The following is an 18,700-nucleotide window of genomic DNA, read 5'->3' as shown; positions in this document are numbered from 1 at the left end:
AGCGAGTTCAGCGCCGCCGGCCCAGCGCGTCCGGAGCGAGGTTCCCGGGCGAAATCCGGGTGCCCTTCTTTGGGTCCTTTCTTGGGCAAGCAAGAAAGGACCTCGGGGCGCGCTGGCGAGTCAGCGCTCGGCAGGCGGCGGACCGGAACCACCGTAAACACCGGATGCAGAACCAGGACCTGCCACAACAAGGCAGGCGGCCAGCCGAAGCCCCCAAAGGCTGCCGAGGGCTACTCCGCCGCCTTCAGGGCCTGTACGCGGTCGAGCTGCTGCAGGCGCCGCCACGCAAGGAAGGCGGTCAGACTGGCCGCGACCAGGATGCCGAGGGCGGCGAAACCGTAGGCCTGCGGCGTGATCACCAGCGGCACGCGGAACAGGTCCATCGCAAAGGCCTGGTTCAGCAGCCAGGCGAAGCCCGTTCCGGTCAGCCAGGCGACCGGGATCGCGGCGAGGGTGAGCACCGCGATCTCGCCCAGCAGGATCCAGCTGACCTGACCGCGCGAGTAGCCCAGCACCTCCAGCGTGGCCAGATCGCGGGCGCGCTCGGCATAGGTGATGCGCGCGTTGTTGTAGGTCACGGCAAAGGCGATGGACACGGCCAGCGCGACGAACACCATCGCGAACACAATGACGGTCTCGCCGATGTATTCGCGGATGTTGCGCTCGGCCTCCGCGATCAGACCGACGCTGGCGACCCGCGGGCGGTCGGACAGGCTGCGAAACAGCGCATCTTCCTGTGCGCGGTCGGTCAGCAACCAGGCGCCGGAGACCGCAGGGCCCTCGCCGATCAGGCGGTTCAGCGCCGGGCGGTACATATAGGCGCCGACACCGATGGGTTCCTCCACCACACCGGCCAGCGGCACCGTGACCGTGCGGCGGCGCCCTTCCAGGATCTCCACCTCCACCGGGTCACCCACGCGCAGCCCGAGCTGTTCGGCCAGATAGTCCGTCAGCAGGATGCCCTCGTCGGGCAGTCGGCCGCGCCCGCCTCCCATCGGCAGTTGCCGCAGGCGCGGCTCGGCGTCCAGCCCCAGCAGGCGCACGCGCTCCTCGCGGTTCACGCCGATCAGCCGCACCGGTACCGCGCGGAAGGCCTCCACCGCCAGTACGCCCGGCTCGTGACGCAGCTCGCCGGCCGCGCGCGCCGGCACCGGGTCGGTGAACTGCAGGTCGATGTCCATCTGCAGCACCTGCCCGTACTGGGTGTCCAGCATCTGGGTCACCGCGTTCAGTTGGTAGGCGCCCATCAGCAGCAGACCGCCGGACAGACCGATGCCGATCACCGACAGCACGGACTTGAGCCGGTGGCGCGCGAGGTTGCGCAGGATGATCCGGGTCGGCTGGTCGAACGCGCCCCAGGCAGCCGAGCGCTCCAGCCAGCCGCGGTGAAAACGCTCCGGGGCCGGCGGGCGCATGGCCTCGGCCGGTTGCATGCGCACCGCCTGCCAGACCGCGCGGAAGGTGCCGAGCATGGCCGCGCCCATGGCCACGCCCACGGCCAGCACCATCACCCAGCCCTGCAGACGAAAGCTCATCTCCGGGAAACGGAAGTATTCTGCGTAGATCCCGGCCAGCCCCTGCGCGGCCCAGGCCCCGAATGCGAGCCCCAGTGCACAGCCCACCAGCACGATGCCGCCGGTCAGCAGGGCATAGTGCCCGGCGATCGCGCCGTTGCCGTAGCCGAAGGCCTTGAGCACGGCGATCGGCTCGCGCTGGGAACGAATGATGCGACCGACGACGACGTTCAGCAGAAAGGCCGCGACGGCCAGGAAGATGGTCGGCAGGATCGCCGCCTGCGCCCGAAGCTGGGTCAGCTCCTCGGACAGAAAACGATGCGAGAACTGGTCGTCGCGGCCATAGGCCCCCATGCCGCCGTAGCGCGCCAGTTCCCGGTCCATCGCCTCGATCACGGGGGCCGGATCCGCGCCTGCCTCCAGGCTCACGGCCACCGAGTTGAATGCCCCCTCCATGCCGTAGGCGGCGGCCAGCGCGCGGCGGTTCATCCACAGGATGCCGTAGCGCTCGTAGTCCGGCAGCAGGTCGGTGGGGCTGATCTGATAGACAAACTCCGGCGACAGCGCGATGCCGCTGATCTGCAGATCGGTCAGGCGCCCGTCGATAATCGCGCGCAGGGAGTCGCCGGCCCGCAGCTCGTGGGCCTCCGCGAATGCCTCGCTGACGACCGCCTCGCGCTCGCGACCGGCCTCCGGCAGCCGCCCCTCGCGCAGGTAGAGCCGGTTCAGCAGTGGCTCGCCTCCGTCGGGTATGGAGAGCACGGTGCCCCGGATGGGATCGTCAAAATCGGCGACCTCCAGGCGCACCGGGGCCCGCACCCGGGTCTCGATCTGGTTGATCCCCGGCGTATCCCGAAAGCGTTCCACCGCGCTCTCCGGCGCGCGCTTGATCTCCGCGAACACGTCGGCGAACTGGTATTCCGAGTAGAAGCGGTCCTTGGTGATCGTGAGAGCATCGAGGCTGGTCACGGCGATCACCAGCGTCATCACGCCGCTGGCGATCACCAGCGCGATCGCCGCCGCCTGTCCCTTCAGGTGACCGAGATCACGCAGGATCTTGCGGTTCAGGGCGCGCATGGTCGGCCGCGGTCGCTACCAGTGGAGCTCGGCCGGGGACTGGCGCGTGGCATTTTCGTGGATCTCGCTCACGCGCCCATCGCTCAGGTGGATCACCCGGTCCGCCATCTCGCCGATCACCGCGTTGTGGGTGATGATCGCCACCGTCGTGTCCAGGCGCTCGTTGATGTGCTGCAAGGCCTCCAGCACGCGGATGCCGGTCTTCGAGTCCAGCGCACCGGTCGGCTCGTCGCACAGCAACACCGCCGGTTGCTTGGCGATCGCGCGGGCGATGGCCACGCGCTGCTGCTCGCCGCCGGAGAGCTGGGAGGGGAAGTGGTCCATGCGGTCCTCCAGCCCGACCAGCGCCAACGCCTCCTCCGGTGGCATCGGGTCGCGCGAGATCTCGGTGACGATCGCCACGTTCTCGCGTGCGGTCAGGCTGGCGATCAGGTTGTAGAACTGGAACACGAAGCCGACATGGTCACGGCGAAAGGTCGTCAGCGTGCGCTCGGAGGCCTGCGCCAGGTCCTGGTCGCGGTAGCGCACCTCGCCCTCGGTCGCGGTATCCAGCCCGCCCATGATGTTCAGGAGCGTCGACTTGCCGGAGCCCGAGGCCCCCAGCATCACCACCAGCTCGCCGGTGTACAGCTCCAGGTCCACCCCGCGCAGGGCGTGAATGGTCACCTCGCCCATGCGGTAGACCTTGGTCACCCCCGCCGCACGGAAGATCACCTCCCGTGTGGCCACGGGGGCCGGGGAGGCGCTCATGCGGGGGCGGCCACCACGTGCGTGGTCGGCAGCGCCGCGGCCCCCGGCTCGGGCGCGCTTGGCAGGATGCCGCCCTCGCCGTCCAGGCTCATGGACCACAGGCTCAGCAGCAACAGCAGAATGATCAGGATCGGGATCAGTACGCGTGGTTTCATCGGACAGGCCCTCGCTCGCGGCAATAGTTCCATGCTGCCACAAAGCCTTCGGCGCGGCGTCGGAAAAACAGCGCCGCCGCCCCGGCCGGACCAGCGTCGGGGTTGCGTCCGGAGATCGCCACGTCGCCTTCGGCTCCTCGCGATGACGTTGCTTTGGCCCCCGCCATTGCGAGGAGCCGAAGGCAACGTGGCAATCGCTGAAATCGACCACAAACCCAGCGCGACCCCTGCTTCCATCGCCCCCCGATTTGTTGTTTTGCGCCCAAATATTTACCCTATGCGCACCGTCCGGCCTGTTGCGGGCGCGCAGCGAACCCCGAAATCGCGCGCCGCCAGGCCGCTGTGCCGTCTTTTTCGGACGCCACGCCAACCCGTTTCAACAACGCAAGGAGTCAACATGTCCGCTCTGATCTGTGGGTCCATGGCCTACGACACCATCATGGTGTTCCCCGACCGCTTCAAGAACCACATCCTCCCGGACAAGGTGCACATGCTGAACGTGTCCTTCCTGGTCCCGGACATGCGTCGCGAGTTCGGCGGCTGCGCCGGCAACATCGCCTATAACATGAAGCTGCTGGGCGCGGACCCGACCGTGATGGCCACCGTGGGTGGCGACTTCGCCCCCTACGCCGACTGGATGGACAAGCACGGTATCTCGCGCAAGTTCGTGAAGGAGCTGCGGGACACCTACACCGGTCAGGCCTTCATCACCACCGACCAGGACGACAACCAGATCACCGCCTTCCACCCGGGCGCGATGGGCTTCTCGCACCAGCAGAAGGTCACCGACGCCGACGGCATCAAGGTCGGTATCGTCTCCCCGGACGGCCGTGACGGCATGATCGAGCACGCCCAGCAGTTCGCCGACGCCGGCATCCCGTTCATGTTTGACCCGGGCCAGGGTCTGCCGATGTTCGACGGCGACGACCTGAAGCGCTTCATGGAGAACGCCACCTATGCCGCGTTCAATGACTACGAGGCGCAGCTGACCGCCGATCGCACCGGCATGAGCATGGAGCAGCTGGCGGAGATGGTGGACGCGATGATCGTCACCCGTGGCGGCGACGGCTCCGACATCTACACCGGCGGCAAGAAGATCACCATCCCGTCGGTCGAGCCGGCCGCAATCAAGGACCCGACCGGCTGTGGCGACTCCTACCGCGCCGGCATCCTGTTCGGCCTGGAAAAGGGCTTTGATTGGGAGACCACCGGCCGCATCGCCTCGCTGATCGGCTCGATCAAGATCGCCCACTCCGGCACCCAGAACCACCACTTCACCGCCGACGAGTTCGCTGACAAGTTCGAAAAGGCCTTCGGCTACCGCTACTAAGCGACCTCACGCCGCCCCGGGCACCCGCCCGGGAACGCAAAAGGCCCGGCCCGAGTTTCCTCGGCCGGGCCTTTTTTGTGGATGGCATCCACTCCGCCCCCTGCCCCCGTGGGAGCGTGCCCCGTGGGAGCGTGCTTGCACGCGAAGCCCCTGCCCGCGCCCGACTCTGGCAGGGCTTCGCCGCCGAGCCGGCTCCCACAAGAAATTCCTACAAGGCTATTCGCCGTAATGCGTACGCGCCCGGATCACGATCACCAATAACTGCTCGTCCCGAATCGTGTACAGCAGACGGTCCTTGTAGCTGATCCTCAGGGAGTAGTATCCGCGCAGATCACCAACCAGCGCCTTGCCACAGTACGGGTCGACCGCCACCCGGTTGCGCAGGATCTGCTTCACCTTGTCACGCAGCTTCGGCGTCAGACGCCGCAAGTCCTTCTCGGCTTGACGGGTGAACCGAATAGTCCAGGTCACTGCTTCTCCCCGAACACCTCCTCGAATCCCAGCGTATCGCCCTCATCCGCCTCGCGGCGGCCCTGCTCGAATTCCTGCCGAAAGCCGGGTTCCGAGAGCAGTTCCAGGGTCTCGATCAGGCTGGCGTACTCGTCTTCCGACATCAGCACCGCATCGCCGTTGCGATGCCGGATGTGGTAGATCGCGTGCTGTTCGTTCACGCCCTTGATCAGGTCAAACAGACCCTTGCGGGCCTCGGTAGCGGTCAGCGTCGTCATCGCCAGTTACCCGAAACGTACATAAAGTGGTACATATCGTGCGCCCGCCGCCCCACCCGGTCAAGACCGAACCGTCACAAGCAGGATAGGGCCCCTGTGGGAGCGTGCTTGCACGCGAATGCCCCTGCCCGCTTCCGACTCTGGCAGGGGCTTCGCCGGCGAGCCGGCTCCCACAAGACATTCCTACAAGGCCTCAGCCCCGCTGATAGGTACCCACCAGGCGATTCATGCCGATCACGTGGGGCTCGGCGTGTTCCAGGAACTGCCACAGGGTCAACCCCGGCGGTAGCTGCAGGTCGGCATCCAACGCCAGCAGCCAGAAGAAGTAGTGATGCTTGCCGTGGCCCTCGGGCGGCATCGGCCCGCCATAGCCGGTGCGACCAAAATCCGTCTGGCCCGTCGCGCCCAGATCGGTTGCCTCGGACAGGCCATCCAGATCCGGCGGCAGGTTGTACAGCACCCAGTGCACAAAGCCATAAGTGCCCGGCTGGATCAGCGGCGCATCCGGGTCGTGGCAGATCACCGCCAGCGACTGGGTACCCTGCGGCACGCCGTGCCACTGCAGCGCCGGCGAGGTGTCCTCGCCCTCCCCGCTATGGCGTTTGGGGATCGGCTGGCCGGGGCCGAACGCGGAACTCGACAGCTGCATCTCGGACAGTGCAAAACCCATGACTGGCTCCTTTTGAGTAACCTGCCCGCACGGTAACGCCTACAGCCGCACCCCTCCAAGCCGTCACGCGACCATCTCCGCTTGCAGACCGGCGCCGGCATGCGGATCATCCCGGCATGCGCAAACTTCTGCAGAAATGGCTGGCCCCACGCGACCCGCTGGAGTCCGCCGCCCAGGCGGTGGACCACGGCCGCAGCGGCATCGAGACCGTACTGGGCCTCCCGCACCGGCTGTCGGTACCGCTGCTGCGCCGCCACTTCGGCGACGATGCCGAACCCTCCGACGAAGCCTTCCGCGAGACCGGCCGCGATGGACACTGGAGGCTGCCGCCGCCCGCCCCCGAGTTCGAGGTGCACCTGTTCGGCGATACCGAAGGCCGCCTGACGCTGGGCACCATCCGCGGGCGCGGCCCGTACACCGGGCTGGTAGTCTTCAGCGAATGGTCACCGGATCACCCGGCCCACGTCTGGCAGCTGCGGGTGGAAGAACCTGCCGGCGAAGCCGCCCAGGCCCTGCACGATCACCTCCTGGACCCGAACCGCTCCCCCGAATAGCCCCCATCGCCGCACACCACCCCCTATAGGAGCCTGCTTGCAGGCGAACCCCCTGCCGTGAGAACCATTCGTTGGAACCAGGCCTCTACGCTGGAAAAATCCCGTCACACCCCCAACATATCCTCAAGGAAAACCGGTAACAGCAGCTCCGCGAAGCGATCGGCGCGTTCCCCCCAACACCCCAGACAGGCAGGGCGGCCACCATGACGCGAAAGCCCCAGTCCATCTCCCTGGTCCTTGGCAGCGGCGGCGCCCGCGGCCTGGCGCAGATCGGCGTGATCCGCTGGCTGGAGGAACACTCGGACTACCAGATCCGCTCCATCGCGGGCGCTTCCATGGGCGCGGTCGTCGGCGGCATCTACGCGGCCGGCCAGCTGGACGCCTACGAGGACTGGGTGAAAACCTTGCGCCGCCAGGATGTCTGGCGGCTGCTGGATTTCTCCTTTCGCGGCGCTGGCCTGATTCGCGGCGACCGCCTGATCGAGAAGCTGCGCGCCATGCTCGGCGACACCGACATCGAACAGCTGCCGATCTCGTTTACCGCCGTGGCCACCGACATCGAGCGCGAACGCGAGGTCTGGCTGAACACCGGTTCCCTGTTCGACGCCATCCGGGCGTCCATTGCCATCCCCACCGTGTTCACCCCGGTGCGCCACAAGGGGCGGCTGCTGGTGGATGGTGGCCTGCTGAACCCGGTCCCGATCGCGCCGACCCTGAACGACGACACCGACATCACCCTGGCGGTCAGCCTGAATGGCCGCGTCGGCGAAGAACTGATCCGCCCCGAACGCACCGGGACTTCCGACTCGCACGTGGGCGCACCAGATAGCCGGGGCCTGCTGAATCACCGCCTGGCCGAGGCCCTGCCCGACCGGGTCGGCACCTGGCTGCAGGACTGGCAGGACAAGCTGGGCCTGGGCGAGACCGACCCCAGTCTGAGCCGCGAACAGGAGGCCCGCGCACTGGGGCTGATCGACATCGTCTCCCACTCCATCGAGGCCATGCAGGGCACCATCGCGCGCTTTCGCATCGCCGCCTACAACCCGGAGCACCTGATCGAGGTCCCGGTCAACGCCTGCGGCGTGTTCGACTTCCACCGCGCCGCCGAGATGATCGACCTCGGCTACGCACTCGCCGAGCGCAAGCTGGGCGGCAAAAAGCCGTAAGCCCCTACCCCCTGTAGGAGGCCAGCCCTCTGGCCGATCCAGCGCCGGCACAACCCATCGGCCAGAGGGCTGGCCTCCTACAGCGGAAAAGAGGGAACGGCCTGCTCAGTGCTTGAAATGCACGAACAGCCGGCCGTGGTTCTTCGAGTCCTTCTCCACACGGTGGTAGCGGGCCTTGATCTCCGGCTGCTGCAGGAAACGCAGCACGCGCTTCTTCAACTGCCCGCTGCCCTTCCCGTGGATAATCTCTACCGTCTTGATGCGCTTGTCGCAGGCCTGCTCGATCGCACCGTTGAGCTCGGCGTCGATCCTGCGGCCATTGCGAAAGCACTCGTGCAGATCGACCGATAACCGCGACATCGCAACAAAGCCGGGCTTAGTTCACCGTCACCACGATGCAGCGGGCAAGCTGCTGCACCTTGTGCGACACGCTGCCGGACAGCAGCCCCTGCAGGCCACCCAGCCCGCGCGAACCCATCACCACCATGTCCACGTCGTGGTACTCGGCCTGCTGCAGGATCACCTTCGCCGGAGAGCCATCCTCGATATGGTGCTCGATGTCGGTCACGCCCAGTTCGGTGAAGTATTCGTGCGCCTGCTCCACCAGCTTCCTGGCGATATCCCGCAGCACCTTCGGCGGCACCGCGGAGCCGACCGCCGCGCCGCCCATCGCCAGGGGCGGATCATCCGGGTCCGGAAGATCGGAGAGTTTTCGGATATGCGGCGGCACCTCGCCCTGCAGCAGCACGCTGACCAGCACCACTCGGGCGTGATACTTCGCCGCCAGGTCCGCGGCAACCTCCACCGCGCGCCACGCATTGGCAGAACCATCCACTGGCACCAACATGGTCTTCAATTCCATACCGCACTCCTTGGAAACGCCGCCAGGGAAACACTGATTAAGGTACACACTTGCGCTTCTCCCCCGTGGGACCCGGCCCGCTCCGGGCCGTTCAGTCGCCGACCAGACTGCCAGACTCGCCCCCCGCGCGCACCCCATTCCAGCCCCCTATACTGGGGACAACAATCCGCCCGGAATCCGCGATGACCCGCCTGTTCGAAAAGACCTACCTCAAGCCCGGCGCCGCCCCCGGCCACGGGGTCCACGCCACCGAACACCCGCACACGGGCGACGCGGTCGTCTCCGCCTGGCACTACCACCGCGAACAGCTCGTCGAACTCGACCCGCAGCGCACCCTGCGCGAGGGCGCACAACCGCACGAGGGTGGCCTGGTCTGGCTGCACCTGCAGGGCGCGCCCAGTCCGCGTCAGCTGCACGATCTGGGCGAGGCCTTCGACCTGCACCCGCTGGCGCTGGAAGATGTGCGCCACCAGGGACAGCGCCCCAAGGTGGACTTCTTCGAGGAGCAGTTGGTCGCCATCCTGCGCCAGCCGCGCCATCACAACGGCAACATCGAACTCGACCAGGTCAATGTGTTCGTGGTGAATACCCACCTGGTCATCAGTATTCACAGCGGCGAGCATGACCCCTTCGGCCCGGTCCGCGAACGCATGCGCGGCGCCAACCGCAACTTCAATCGCCTGGGGGCCGCCTACCTCGCCTATGCCCTGATGGACACCGTCATCGACCAGGCCTTCCCGGTACTGGAGCACATCAGCGAACGCCTGGAAACGCTGGAGGAAACCGTCCTCGAACAACCCGACCGCCAAACCCTCAACGAGATCCATATCCTGCGCCGCGAACTCCTCGTGCTGCGCCGCCAGCTCTGGCCCACGCGCGACGTAATCGCCCGTCTGATGCGCGACGACATGGAGCCTTTCACCCCGGAGCTCTTCCCGTACCTGCGCGACGCCCACGACCACACCATCCAGATCATGGATCTGCTGGAGTCCTACCGCGAGATGGCCGCCACCCTGATCGAGGCCTATATGTCCGCGATCAACCAGCGCTCCAACGACGTGATGCGCGTACTCACCATCATCGCCACCATCTTCATCCCGCTGACCTTCCTGGTCGGCATCTACGGCATGAACTTCGACAACCCGGACAGCCCCTGGTCCATGCCCGAGCTCTACACCTACTACGGCTACCCCGTACTGCTCGGCTTTATGCTCGCCGTCGTCCTCGGCATGCTCTACCTCTTCCGCCGCCGCGGCTGGCTATAACGTCCCCGCCCCAACATCGCGGCGCCGCTCCCCCCTTCCCGTCATCGCGAGGCCGCAAAGCGGCCGTGGCGATCTCCAGACCGAAACCCCGACGCGCGAACTGCCAAAAGCGATTCACAGGAAGCCATGAAGATCGGAAGGCATAACACAGGATCTTTGCTCGTTCCGCCGGAAGCCTGCCCCTGCCCTTCCGAGCATGGCCGCGCCCCAAGCGACAACCTGTTGAGAGATCACAGCTAGCACCGCGCAGCCGCGATTACGTCCAGCCGCAGACTCCGCTACGATGCCGGCAACGCAGCGGCACCGACCGAACGGAGGATCCATGGACGTCCCATCGAGCGGCACACCGGAACTGGACGAACTGACCGCCCGGGTGGAGGCCTTCGTCGCGGAACGTGACTGGGCCCAGTTCCACTCGCCCAAGAATCTGTCGATGGCGCTGGCGGGCGAGGTCGGCGAACTGATCGAACACTTCCAGTGGCTGACCCAGGAACAGTCGCGACACCTGTCCCCCGAGACCCACGAGGCGGTACGCCAGGAGATCGCGGACGTCCAGATCTACCTCCTGCTGCTGGCCCGCAAGCTCGATATCGACCTTCTGCAAGCGGCCCGCGACAAGCTGGAGATCAACATCCGCAAATACCCGGTACACAAGGCCCGCGGCAACGCCCGCAAATACTCGGACCTGTAATCCACAGGCCGGGCCAACGATCCATTTCAGATCGCGGAAAGTATCTCCCTGGCGGGAGTCTCCACGGTTCTCTTGGCCTCAGCAAAGCCGGGGTGGGCACAGGCCTTCGGAGTGCGGGCCCTGCGGTGAGCCAGACCCGATCGCTTGCGGACTCCGACCAGAACGGGTTTCAAGCCGGGTGTTCGAACGTGAAAGAAGCCAGCCGGGCGGGGTGCCCGGCTTGGCGAGGGAGTGGGGCTTACCAGTCAGGGGCCCCTTCGTCGTCATCTTCGTCTTCGTCGTCGTCATCATCCATGGGGCCGGCGCCCGCCTCGGCACCTCCGCCCATGCTGCCGCCACCACCCGCGCCGGCTCCGCCTTGCGGCGCACCGCCGCCGGCGCCCGCGCCACCTTCGGGCGCACCCGCACCGCCTTCAGCGCCAGCACCGGCTTCAGGGGCTCCGGTATCGGCGCCCGCGCCGGCATCTCCACCCGTCTGGGCCTGCGCGGCACCGAGGCCGCCCAGCGCAAACATGGAACCCAGGACCATCGCGATCGCAGTTTTCTGGAAAGTCGACATCATGCGTTTCTCCTTCAGGATTGAATCGAATCGCAGTCAATCGATCAGGGCCGTACTGGCGTTCAATTGACTGCACTGAAGGAACAGCAAGCGGAATGCCAGAACGACATCCGGCAACGAAGGTCTCGTTTCTGCCAAACGCCGTGATCCACTTCTCGCGCAGGCGCGGACACGCCATCCACCCGCAATGACGCAAAACGACACATGGGCTGGAACGACCCGGTCAGGACGCTACACCGCCGTTCTGGAGCACGAGATCACGCGTCCGCCAGAGTGGGCCGCTGACCGGAGTTTCTGCTGCAGGCCGCCTTCCGCAGCAAACCCTCGATCATGCCGGCCGGAGCCCGGGACGACCTGCGGATGGCCGCAGCCCCCGCGGGAGCTCGCGATGACGGCCAGTAAAGCACCGTCATCGCGAGGAGCGCAGCGACGTGGCGATCTCCCGGGACAGCCCGGGCGCCGGATCCGGCGGGCGTCAGGGCCTACGCCGAGAGCTTCCACCCTGCGCAACAAAAAAAGCGCCCGGGGAAAACCCCGGGCGCCTCTGGATCTGAACCGGGCGAACCGCCTGGCTCGGGCCGTGCTTACTGCTGGAACTGCTCCAGGTCGAAGCGGTCGGCGTTCATCACCTTGGTCCAGGCCGTGATGAAGTCCTTCACGAACTTCTCCTGGTTGTCGTCCTGGGCGTACACCTCGGCGTAGCTGCGCAGGATGGAGTTGGAACCAAACACCAGGTCGATGCGGCTGGCGGTCCACTTCACCTGATCGCCCTGGCGATCGCGCACCTCGTACACGCCGTTACCCGCGGGCTGCCAGGCGTAGGCCATGTCGGTCAGGTTGACGAAGAAGTCGTTCGTCAACTGGCCCTCACGGTCGGTGAACACGCCATGCTTGCTGCCACCATGGTTGGTACCCAGCACGCGCATACCGCCAATCAGCACGGTCATCTCCGGCGCGGTCAGGCCCATCAGCTGGGCGCGGTCGAGCAGCATCTCTTCCGGCTTGACCACGTAATCCTTCTTCAGCCAGTTGCGGAAGCCATCGGCCAGCGGCTCCAGCGGTTCGAAGGAGTCGGCGTCGGTCATCTCGGCGCTGGCGTCACCCCGGCCCGGGATGAACGGCACCAGCACATCGAGACCGGCCGCCCGCGCCGCCTGCTCGATGCCCACGCTGCCGCCCAGCACGATCAGGTCGGCCACGCTAGCGCCGGTCTCGGCGGAGAGCTGCTCGTAGACCTTGAGCACGCGGGCCAGGCGCTCGGGCTCGTTGCCTTCCCAGTCCTTCTGCGGCGCCAGGCGGATGCGGGCGCCGTTGGCACCACCGCGCATATCGGAGCCACGGAAGGTACGGGCGCTGTCCCAGGCGGTCGCGACCATCTCGGCGATACTCAGCCCGCTCGCGGCGATCTTCTTTTTAGCCGCCTCCACGGAATAGTCCGTGTTGCCGGCCGGCACCGGGTCCTGCCAGATCAGGTCCTCCTGCGGCGCGTCCGGCCCGATGTAGCGGGTCTTCGGGCCCATATCGCGGTGGATCAGCTTGAACCAGGCGCGGGCGAAGCAATCCTTGAAGTACTCGGGGTCCTTGCGGAAGGCGTCCATGTACTTGCGGTAGACGGGATCCATCTTCATCGCCATGTCCGCATCAGTCATGATCGGGTTATGGCGGATGGAGGGGTCCGTGGCATCGACCGGCTTGTCCTCCTCCTTCACGTCCACCGGCTCCCACTGCCAGGCCCCGGCCGGGCTCTTCTTGAGCTCCCACTCGTGGTCGAGCAAGGCCTCGAAATAGCCCATGTCGAACTGGGTCGGGTTCTTGGTCCAGGCGCCTTCGATACCGGAGGTGATGGCGTTGGTGGCCTTTCCCTGCATGTTGGGGTTCTTCCAGCCGAAGCCCTGTTCCTCGACATTGGCGCCTTCCGGTTCCGGGCCCAGCGCGCCGGCATCGCCGTTGCCGTGGCACTTGCCCACGGTGTGACCGCCGGCGGTCAGCGCCGCGGTCTCCTCGTCGTTCATCGCCATGCGGGCGAAGGTCTCGCGTACCTGTTCGCCGGTCTTGAGCGGATCGGGCTTGCCGTTGACGCCTTCCGGGTTCACATAGATCAGGCCCATCTGCACGGCCGCCAGCGGGTTCTCCATGGTGTCGGGCTTCTCGACGTCGCCGTAGCGCTCGTCGGAGGGCGCCAGCCACTCCTTCTCCGCGCCCCAGTAGGTGTCCTTCTCGGGGTGCCAGATATCCTCGCGGCCGAAGGAAAAGCCGAAGGTCTTCAGGCCCATGTTCTCGTAGGCCACATTACCGGCCAGGATGATCAGGTCGGCCCAGCTGATCTTGTTGCCGTACTTCTTCTTGAGCGGCCACAGCAGGCGGCGCGCCTTGTCGAGGCTGGCGTTGTCCGGCCAGCTGTTGATCGGCGCGAAGCGCTGGTTGCCGGTGCCGCCGCCACCCCGGCCATCGGCGATCCGGTAGGTACCCGCCGCGTGCCAGGACATGCGGATCATCAGCCCGCCGTAGTGTCCCCAGTCGGCCGGCCACCACGCCTGGCTCTCGGTCAGCAGCGCGTGCATGTCCTTTTTCAGGGCCTCGAAGTCGAGCTTCTTCACCTCTTCCCGGTAGTCGAAGTCCTCGCCCATCGGGTTCGTCTTGCGGTCATGCTGATGCAGGATGTCCAGATTCAGCGATTCCGGCCACCAGTCCATCACCGAGTGACCAGCGGCCGTCTCGCCGCCGTGCATGACCGGGCATTTGCCCATGTTCTGATGCTCACCCATATCCTTCTCCTTGTTCGCTGCGTAGAGCGTGTTCGTGTTCGGGAAGCCACTATCCTTTCGTGATGGCCGGCTTCCGTGAGGGACCGCACGCCTTCTCCGTCTCTTCCCGGCTGCAGCCGGAGAACGGCGTGCTGTTTGTTTATCCCTGAAGGTAGGCCGCCCGAGTCATTGGTGCCAGTTGAGATTCACCATGATCGGGATAGCCCGTCACTATCGCTCCACGGGCGAGTGCACAGCGCGTGCGGTTACAGGATGCTCTCGATCGCGCGGCGTAGATCGGCGGAGCCGGGGCCCGCCTGGCTGGGGAAATGCGCGACCACCCGACCCTCCCGGTCCACCACGTACTTGTAGAAGTTCCAGCGCGGGGCGTCGGCCTGGCGCGCCAGCTCGCGGAAGATCGGATGGGCATCCGCGCCGCGCACGCCAATCGGCCTGAACATGTCGAAGGTGACGCCAAAGTTCTCGAAGCACACCCGGGCGGTCTCGGCCTCGTCGTCGGCCTCCTGATTGAAGTCATGGGAAGGGAAGCCTACCACCTTCAGCCCCCGGTCCCGGTAGTCCCGGTGCAACTGTTCCAGACCGCCGAACTGGTCGGTGTAACCGCAATGGCTGGCCGTGTTGATGATCAGCAGCGGCTGCCCCTGGAAACGCTCCTGCAGGTTGATCACTTCAGACGAATGCAGGCGACCCAGCTCGTGATGGAACAGGGCTTCGGTATTCGGCTCCGTGGCGCTTGCACAGGCCATCGGCAGCACCAGGAACAGAGCGGCGAACAGGGGCGCGAAACGGGACATGACACATCTCCACGGGGTCTCCACGGTCAGACCACCGGCATGCCTTCGGGTTCTGCGGAAGGCCGGTTGGTCACGGCCAGGCCGGGATCGCGATGCCGTCGCACAGCCGCCGAGCCGAAGCGCCTGTCCGCGCCGGCCATGGCCTTGCGGGCATGTCGTGCGTACCCTTGTGGGCAACCATCAACAAGGGCTTCCGCCGATGATTGTCTACGCCCGCCCGCTCCTGCTGCTTGCCGTCATCCTGCCGCTGGCGACTGGCTGCACCGCCGTGAAGGTTGCCGGCACTGCCGGGAGCGCCGCTGTCAGTGTCACAACCGGAACCGTAAAGGCCACCGGCAAGACCGCCGGGGCGGTGGGACGCGCCGTCACCCCGGGCGGCAAGCAGGACGATGATGACGCCGATTGAAGTGTCCGGGGTCGGCCGCCCGCAGCGAACGGAACTGAAACGCGGTTCCTGACCGAAAGGGCCGCGCCGGACGGCCTTCATTCCCCGGCGTCCGTGCGGTCTCGTTCGCACGGCAGCCCGGCCCGCCACCAGGCGAACATGCCACCCTGAAGCTGACGGGCATCGTAGCCGTGCGCCCGCAGCTTGCGTACGGCCGGGATACTGCGGTGTGCACTGAGGCAGATGGCCACCACGGGGCGTCCGCGATCCAGCTCCAGGCCGGACAGCGCCGCCTCGGAGAACCGCGTGATCGGGAGATGGCGGGCACCCGGGATGCGGCTCCGACGGTGCTCGACCCCGGTACGCACATCCAGCAACTGCACCTCGGCGTTTTCCAACGCCCGCGCCAGATCCTCCGGACTCATCTCCGGCACGCGGCCGAACGGTCGCCACTGGCTCCAATCCATCGCGATCACCTCCTGTCCACGATGCCCGTGGCTGACCCCAAGCGTACATCCGCCTGCGCTCGCGTGCGTCGAGAGTGGTTCATCGCCACACCGACACCTCGCGGGCCGCTCCGGCCGATTGCCACGGCCTCTGCGAGGCCTCGCAATGACGGGGCACGCCTCTGTGGGAGCGTGCTTGCACGCGAAGCCCCGGCCTGCGTCTGACTTTGGCAGGGATTTCGCGCGCAAGCACGCTCCTGCGGCGTTTAGCTCCACCGTGGCTGTCGCCCAAGGCTGTCTCACAGACAGTGGCTGGGTGGCACGGGTTACAGGCCAGAGTATTTGCGGGCGTTGCCGCGGGCCTTTTCGACGGGATACTTCCGGGCGTTCATCTCCAGTTTGTCGCTGGCGGCCTCGACCGGGTCGATATCGAGCTTGCGGGCCAGCAGCAGGAGGTAGATCTGGACGTCCGCGATCTCCTGGCGCGCCGCCTCGTGGGTCTCGGCGGACAGGTGGCTGGACTGTTCCTGAGTCAGCCACTGGAAATGCTCGATCAGTTCGCCGACCTCGCCCGCCAGTGCCATGGAAAGGTTCTTGGGCGAATTGAACCGTACCCGGTCGCGCGCCTCGACGAACGACTCCAGTTGCCGGGCGAGTTCCTCCAGCCCCTGTGCGCCGTCCGATTCCCCTTTCATCGCGCCCCCTTGATATCGATCGCCGCCCGGGTCGCATCGTACCCTCAACCAACGCCAGGCGTACCGCCCCATACAGCGGTGGCCCCGCGATTCCAGGCGTTGTTCACGAGTGCTCGCCGGCTACCGGCATAATCGGCCTTCAGCAACCGGGACTGCCCGCGGAACAAGGAACATCGCCCGATGGCGAGTGTAAAAAGTACCTGTTACGAGTGCGACGCCAACTGCGCGATCGACGTGACCCTGGACAACGCTGGCGAGCCGGTGAAGATCGACGGCCCCGACTGTCCGCGCTGCTACGTCCAGCTGGATCGGCGCAACCATCCCGAACGTCTGCTGTACCCGCTGCGGCGCACCGGACCGCGCGGCAGCGGCGAGTTCGAGCGCATCTCCTGGGACGAGGCACTGGACACCATCGCCGAGCGCCTGCGCGCGACCCGCGAGGAGCACGGCGCCCCGGCGGCCGCGTTCTTCGCCGGCTATACCAAGGAGGCGCGCCCGCAGCTGCAGCGCCTGGCGCATGCCTTCGGCTCGCCCAACTACCTGACCGAGAGCGGCTGCTGCTTCTCCTCGACCAAGGTGGCGGAGGAGGTGACCTTCGGCACCAAGATCAAGACCTCCTCCACCGTGGCCTCGGATGCGACCCGCTGCCTGCTGGTGTGGTCCACCAACCCGCGCGGGTCCATCCCGCCGTTCCATCAGCATGCGCTGGCCGCGGCACGCCCCGGCTGCGCCACGGTGGTGGTGGACCCGCGGGTGACCCCGCTGGCGGAGCAGGCCGAGGTGCACCTGCAGATCCGTCCGGGCACCGACGGGGCGCTGGCGCTGGGCATGCACTACCTGATCTTCGAGAACGGCTGGCAGGACCAGGCCTTCCTCGACGAATGGGGCAACGGGGTGGAGGCCTTCCGCGAATACGTGGCCGAATTCCCGCCGGGGCGGGTGGCGGCGATCTGCGGAATCGAGGCGGCCGATCTGCAGCGCGCCGCCGAGCTCTACGCGACCCGCGCCCCGGCGCAGATCATGCTCTCGCCCACCGCCACCGTGCAGCATTCCAACGGCTTCCAGAATCACCGCGCGGTGACCCTGCTGGCGGCGGTCACCGGCAACATCGACCGCGAGGGCGGCAACCGCTTCTTCAACGACAAGGTCACGCCGAAGCCGATCGACCTGTTCGACCACTGCAGGGAAAACCTGCCGCCGCGCATCGGCGACGAGACCTTCCCGGTGTGGACGGCCCACTGGCCGGCGGCGCAGAGCATGCTGCTGCCGGACGCGATCCTCGACGGCCGGCCGCAGCAGGTGCGCTCGCTGCTGGCGATGGGCATCAACACCGCGATGTGGCCGAACTCGAAGCGCATGGAACAGGCGCTGGGGGCGCTGGATTTCTTCGCCGTGTCGGACTTCTTCCACAACCCGGCCACGCGCATGGCGGACATCGTGCTGCCGGCCGCCACCAGCCTCGAGCGCCCGGCGCTGATCGCCTATCCCGGCTGCAACTTCCGGGGCGAGCTGCGTTACCGGCATCAGGCGGTGGACCCGCGCGGCGAGGCACGCGCCGACGCCGAGGTGTTCCTCGAGCTGGGCGTGCGCCTGGGGATGGCGGAGCAGTTCTGGAACGGCGATCTGGAGGCGAGCTGGGCCGAGGCCGCCGCGGGCATCCCCGAGACCATCCGCGAGCAGGTGTACAACGACCCGGACGGCGTGACCGTGTTCGCCAAGGCGCTGGACGACATGGTCGAGCACGGCTTCGAGGAGGGCGACCGCCAGTACCGCCTGCACGGCTTCCGCACGGTCAGCGGCAAGGTGGAGTTCGACGCCGCCGAACTGCGCGAGGCCGGGCACGACGGGCTGCCGGTCTGGCGTGAGCCGGCCGAGAGCCCGGTTTCCACGCCGGAGCTGGCGCGCGACTATCCGCTGGTGCTGACCAGCGGCGCGCGCCACAAGCACGCTACCCATTCGCAGCACCAGTACCTGGAGCGCATGCGCCGGGCAATGCCGGAGCCGCTGGTGGAGCTGCACCCCGAGGATGCCGCGGCGCGCGGCATCGCTGATGGCGACACCGTGGAGGTGCGCTCGCCGCGCGGGCGGGTCGCCTTCGTGGCGAAGGTCACCGACCGCATCAAGCCCGGTGTGGCGCACTGCCAGCACGGCTGGAACCACGCCAACGTCAACGAGCTGACCGACGACCGCAACCTCGACCCGATCAGCGGCTTCCCCGCGTTCAAGTCGCTGCTGTGCGAGGTGGAACGCCTGCACGCCGGGCACGAGCAACGCCTTCCGGAGGCGGGCTGATC

20 protein-coding genes are annotated in these 18,700 nt (G+C 66.9%); 7 read left to right on the top strand and 13 right to left on the bottom strand.

The window, feature by feature from the left end; genetic code table 11:
* Positions 1-230 precede the first annotated feature (230 nt).
* Genes D106_RS0108465 through D106_RS15200 form a run of 3 tightly spaced genes read right to left on the bottom strand, consistent with a single transcriptional unit; the run spans position 231 to position 3,496 of the window.
* Entirely contained in the window at positions 231-2,591 is a 2,361-nt protein-coding gene (locus D106_RS0108465; RefSeq protein WP_018879782.1) for an ABC transporter permease, read from the bottom strand.
* Positions 2,592-2,606: 15 nt separating this feature from the next.
* Positions 2,607-3,341, bottom strand: coding sequence for an ABC transporter ATP-binding protein (locus D106_RS0108460; protein ID WP_018879781.1), 735 nt, complete (start codon positions 3,339-3,341; stop codon positions 2,607-2,609).
* Positions 3,338-3,496, bottom strand: coding sequence for a hypothetical protein (locus D106_RS15200; RefSeq protein WP_018867950.1), 159 nt, complete (start codon positions 3,494-3,496; stop codon positions 3,338-3,340). Before D106_RS15200 ends, D106_RS0108460 begins: the two co-directional genes overlap by 4 nt.
* 397 nt (positions 3,497-3,893) lie before the next feature.
* On the opposite strand from D106_RS15200, the gene D106_RS0108450 reads away from it, so the two are divergent.
* Entirely contained in the window at positions 3,894-4,826 is a 933-nt protein-coding gene (locus D106_RS0108450; RefSeq protein ID WP_018876421.1) for a carbohydrate kinase family protein, read from the top strand.
* Positions 4,827-5,042: 216 nt separating this feature from the next.
* On the opposite strand, the gene D106_RS0108445 is transcribed toward D106_RS0108450, so the two are convergent.
* The 3 genes from D106_RS0108445 to D106_RS0108435 all read right to left on the bottom strand — a co-directional run bounded on the left by D106_RS0108445 (position 5,043) and on the right by D106_RS0108435 (position 6,224).
* A complete protein-coding gene (locus D106_RS0108445) occupies positions 5,043-5,297 on the bottom strand; it encodes a type II toxin-antitoxin system mRNA interferase toxin, RelE/StbE family (RefSeq protein ID WP_017940358.1) in 255 nt (84 codons plus the stop codon).
* Positions 5,294-5,554, bottom strand: coding sequence for a type II toxin-antitoxin system Phd/YefM family antitoxin (locus D106_RS0108440; protein WP_018146344.1), 261 nt, complete (start codon positions 5,552-5,554; stop codon positions 5,294-5,296). Before D106_RS0108440 ends, D106_RS0108445 begins: the two co-directional genes overlap by 4 nt.
* A gap of 193 nt (positions 5,555-5,747) precedes the next feature.
* Positions 5,748-6,224 (bottom strand): YbhB/YbcL family Raf kinase inhibitor-like protein, encoded by a 477-nt coding sequence (locus D106_RS0108435; protein WP_018878052.1) that lies wholly within the window; start codon positions 6,222-6,224, stop codon positions 5,748-5,750.
* A 116-nt stretch (positions 6,225-6,340) separates the two neighbouring features.
* Between D106_RS0108435 and D106_RS0108430 the strand changes: the two genes are divergently transcribed.
* Together D106_RS0108430 and D106_RS0108425 are read left to right on the top strand one after the other, a co-directional pair.
* Positions 6,341-6,778, top strand: coding sequence for a hypothetical protein (locus tag D106_RS0108430; protein WP_018867946.1), 438 nt, complete (start codon positions 6,341-6,343; stop codon positions 6,776-6,778).
* 203 nt (positions 6,779-6,981) lie between these two features.
* On the top strand, positions 6,982-7,944 hold the full coding sequence (locus tag D106_RS0108425) for a patatin-like phospholipase family protein (RefSeq protein ID WP_018879780.1): 963 nt from the start codon (positions 6,982-6,984) through the stop codon (positions 7,942-7,944).
* A 105-nt stretch (positions 7,945-8,049) separates the two neighbouring features.
* On the opposite strand, the gene D106_RS0108420 is transcribed toward D106_RS0108425, so the two are convergent.
* Together D106_RS0108420 and D106_RS0108415 are read right to left on the bottom strand one after the other, a co-directional pair.
* Entirely contained in the window at positions 8,050-8,304 is a 255-nt protein-coding gene (locus D106_RS0108420) for a Smr/MutS family protein (protein WP_018867944.1), read from the bottom strand.
* A gap of 16 nt (positions 8,305-8,320) precedes the next feature.
* Positions 8,321-8,806 (bottom strand): universal stress protein, encoded by a 486-nt coding sequence (locus D106_RS0108415; RefSeq protein ID WP_018867943.1) that lies wholly within the window; start codon positions 8,804-8,806, stop codon positions 8,321-8,323.
* Between the two features lie 182 nt (positions 8,807-8,988).
* Here D106_RS0108415 and corA point away from each other — a divergent pair, with 182 nt between their 5' ends.
* The gene (corA, locus tag D106_RS0108410) at positions 8,989-10,071 is read left to right on the top strand and encodes a magnesium/cobalt transporter CorA (RefSeq protein ID WP_018879779.1); all 1,083 of its coding nucleotides are present in this window, start codon (positions 8,989-8,991) and stop codon (positions 10,069-10,071) included.
* Between the two features lie 322 nt (positions 10,072-10,393).
* A complete protein-coding gene (locus D106_RS0108405; RefSeq protein WP_018867941.1) occupies positions 10,394-10,762 on the top strand; it encodes a nucleotide pyrophosphohydrolase in 369 nt (122 codons plus the stop codon).
* Between the two features lie 238 nt (positions 10,763-11,000).
* Here the strand turns inward: D106_RS0108405 and D106_RS15375 are convergent, their stop codons facing one another.
* The 3 genes from D106_RS15375 to D106_RS0108390 form a co-directional block, all read right to left on the bottom strand.
* Positions 11,001-11,324 (bottom strand): hypothetical protein, encoded by a 324-nt coding sequence (locus tag D106_RS15375; protein WP_018867940.1) that lies wholly within the window; start codon positions 11,322-11,324, stop codon positions 11,001-11,003.
* A gap of 581 nt (positions 11,325-11,905) precedes the next feature.
* Positions 11,906-14,086 carry a catalase/peroxidase HPI gene (gene katG / locus D106_RS0108395; protein ID WP_018879778.1) on the bottom strand — a complete coding sequence of 727 codons (2,181 nt, stop codon included), beginning with the start codon at positions 14,084-14,086 and terminating at the stop codon, positions 11,906-11,908.
* A gap of 245 nt (positions 14,087-14,331) precedes the next feature.
* Positions 14,332-14,880 carry a glutathione peroxidase gene (locus tag D106_RS0108390; RefSeq protein ID WP_018867938.1) on the bottom strand — a complete coding sequence of 183 codons (549 nt, stop codon included), beginning with the start codon at positions 14,878-14,880 and terminating at the stop codon, positions 14,332-14,334.
* 199 nt (positions 14,881-15,079) lie between these two features.
* Between D106_RS0108390 and D106_RS0108385 the strand changes: the two genes are divergently transcribed.
* A complete protein-coding gene (locus tag D106_RS0108385) occupies positions 15,080-15,286 on the top strand; it encodes a hypothetical protein (RefSeq protein ID WP_018876426.1) in 207 nt (68 codons plus the stop codon).
* Positions 15,287-15,363: 77 nt separating this feature from the next.
* Here the strand turns inward: D106_RS0108385 and D106_RS0108380 are convergent, their stop codons facing one another.
* Both D106_RS0108380 and D106_RS0108375 read right to left on the bottom strand, forming a co-directional pair.
* On the bottom strand, positions 15,364-15,732 hold the full coding sequence (locus D106_RS0108380; protein ID WP_018879777.1) for a rhodanese-like domain-containing protein: 369 nt from the start codon (positions 15,730-15,732) through the stop codon (positions 15,364-15,366).
* Positions 15,733-16,037: 305 nt separating this feature from the next.
* Positions 16,038-16,406: a nucleotide pyrophosphohydrolase gene (locus D106_RS0108375; protein ID WP_018879776.1), complete on the bottom strand. Its 369-nt coding sequence runs from the start codon at positions 16,404-16,406 to the stop codon at positions 16,038-16,040.
* A gap of 180 nt (positions 16,407-16,586) precedes the next feature.
* Between D106_RS0108375 and D106_RS0108370 the strand changes: the two genes are divergently transcribed.
* Positions 16,587-18,698, top strand: coding sequence for a molybdopterin-dependent oxidoreductase (locus D106_RS0108370; RefSeq protein WP_018879775.1), 2,112 nt, complete (start codon positions 16,587-16,589; stop codon positions 18,696-18,698).
* Positions 18,699-18,700: the final 2 nt, after the last annotated feature.

This window comes from Thioalkalivibrio sp. ALE9 (genome assembly GCF_000377445.1).
Classification (GTDB): Bacteria; Pseudomonadota; Gammaproteobacteria; order Ectothiorhodospirales; family Ectothiorhodospiraceae; genus Thioalkalivibrio.
The sequence above is the reverse complement of the archived record's forward strand: the minus strand, read 5'-3'. Positions and strand labels throughout refer to the sequence as shown.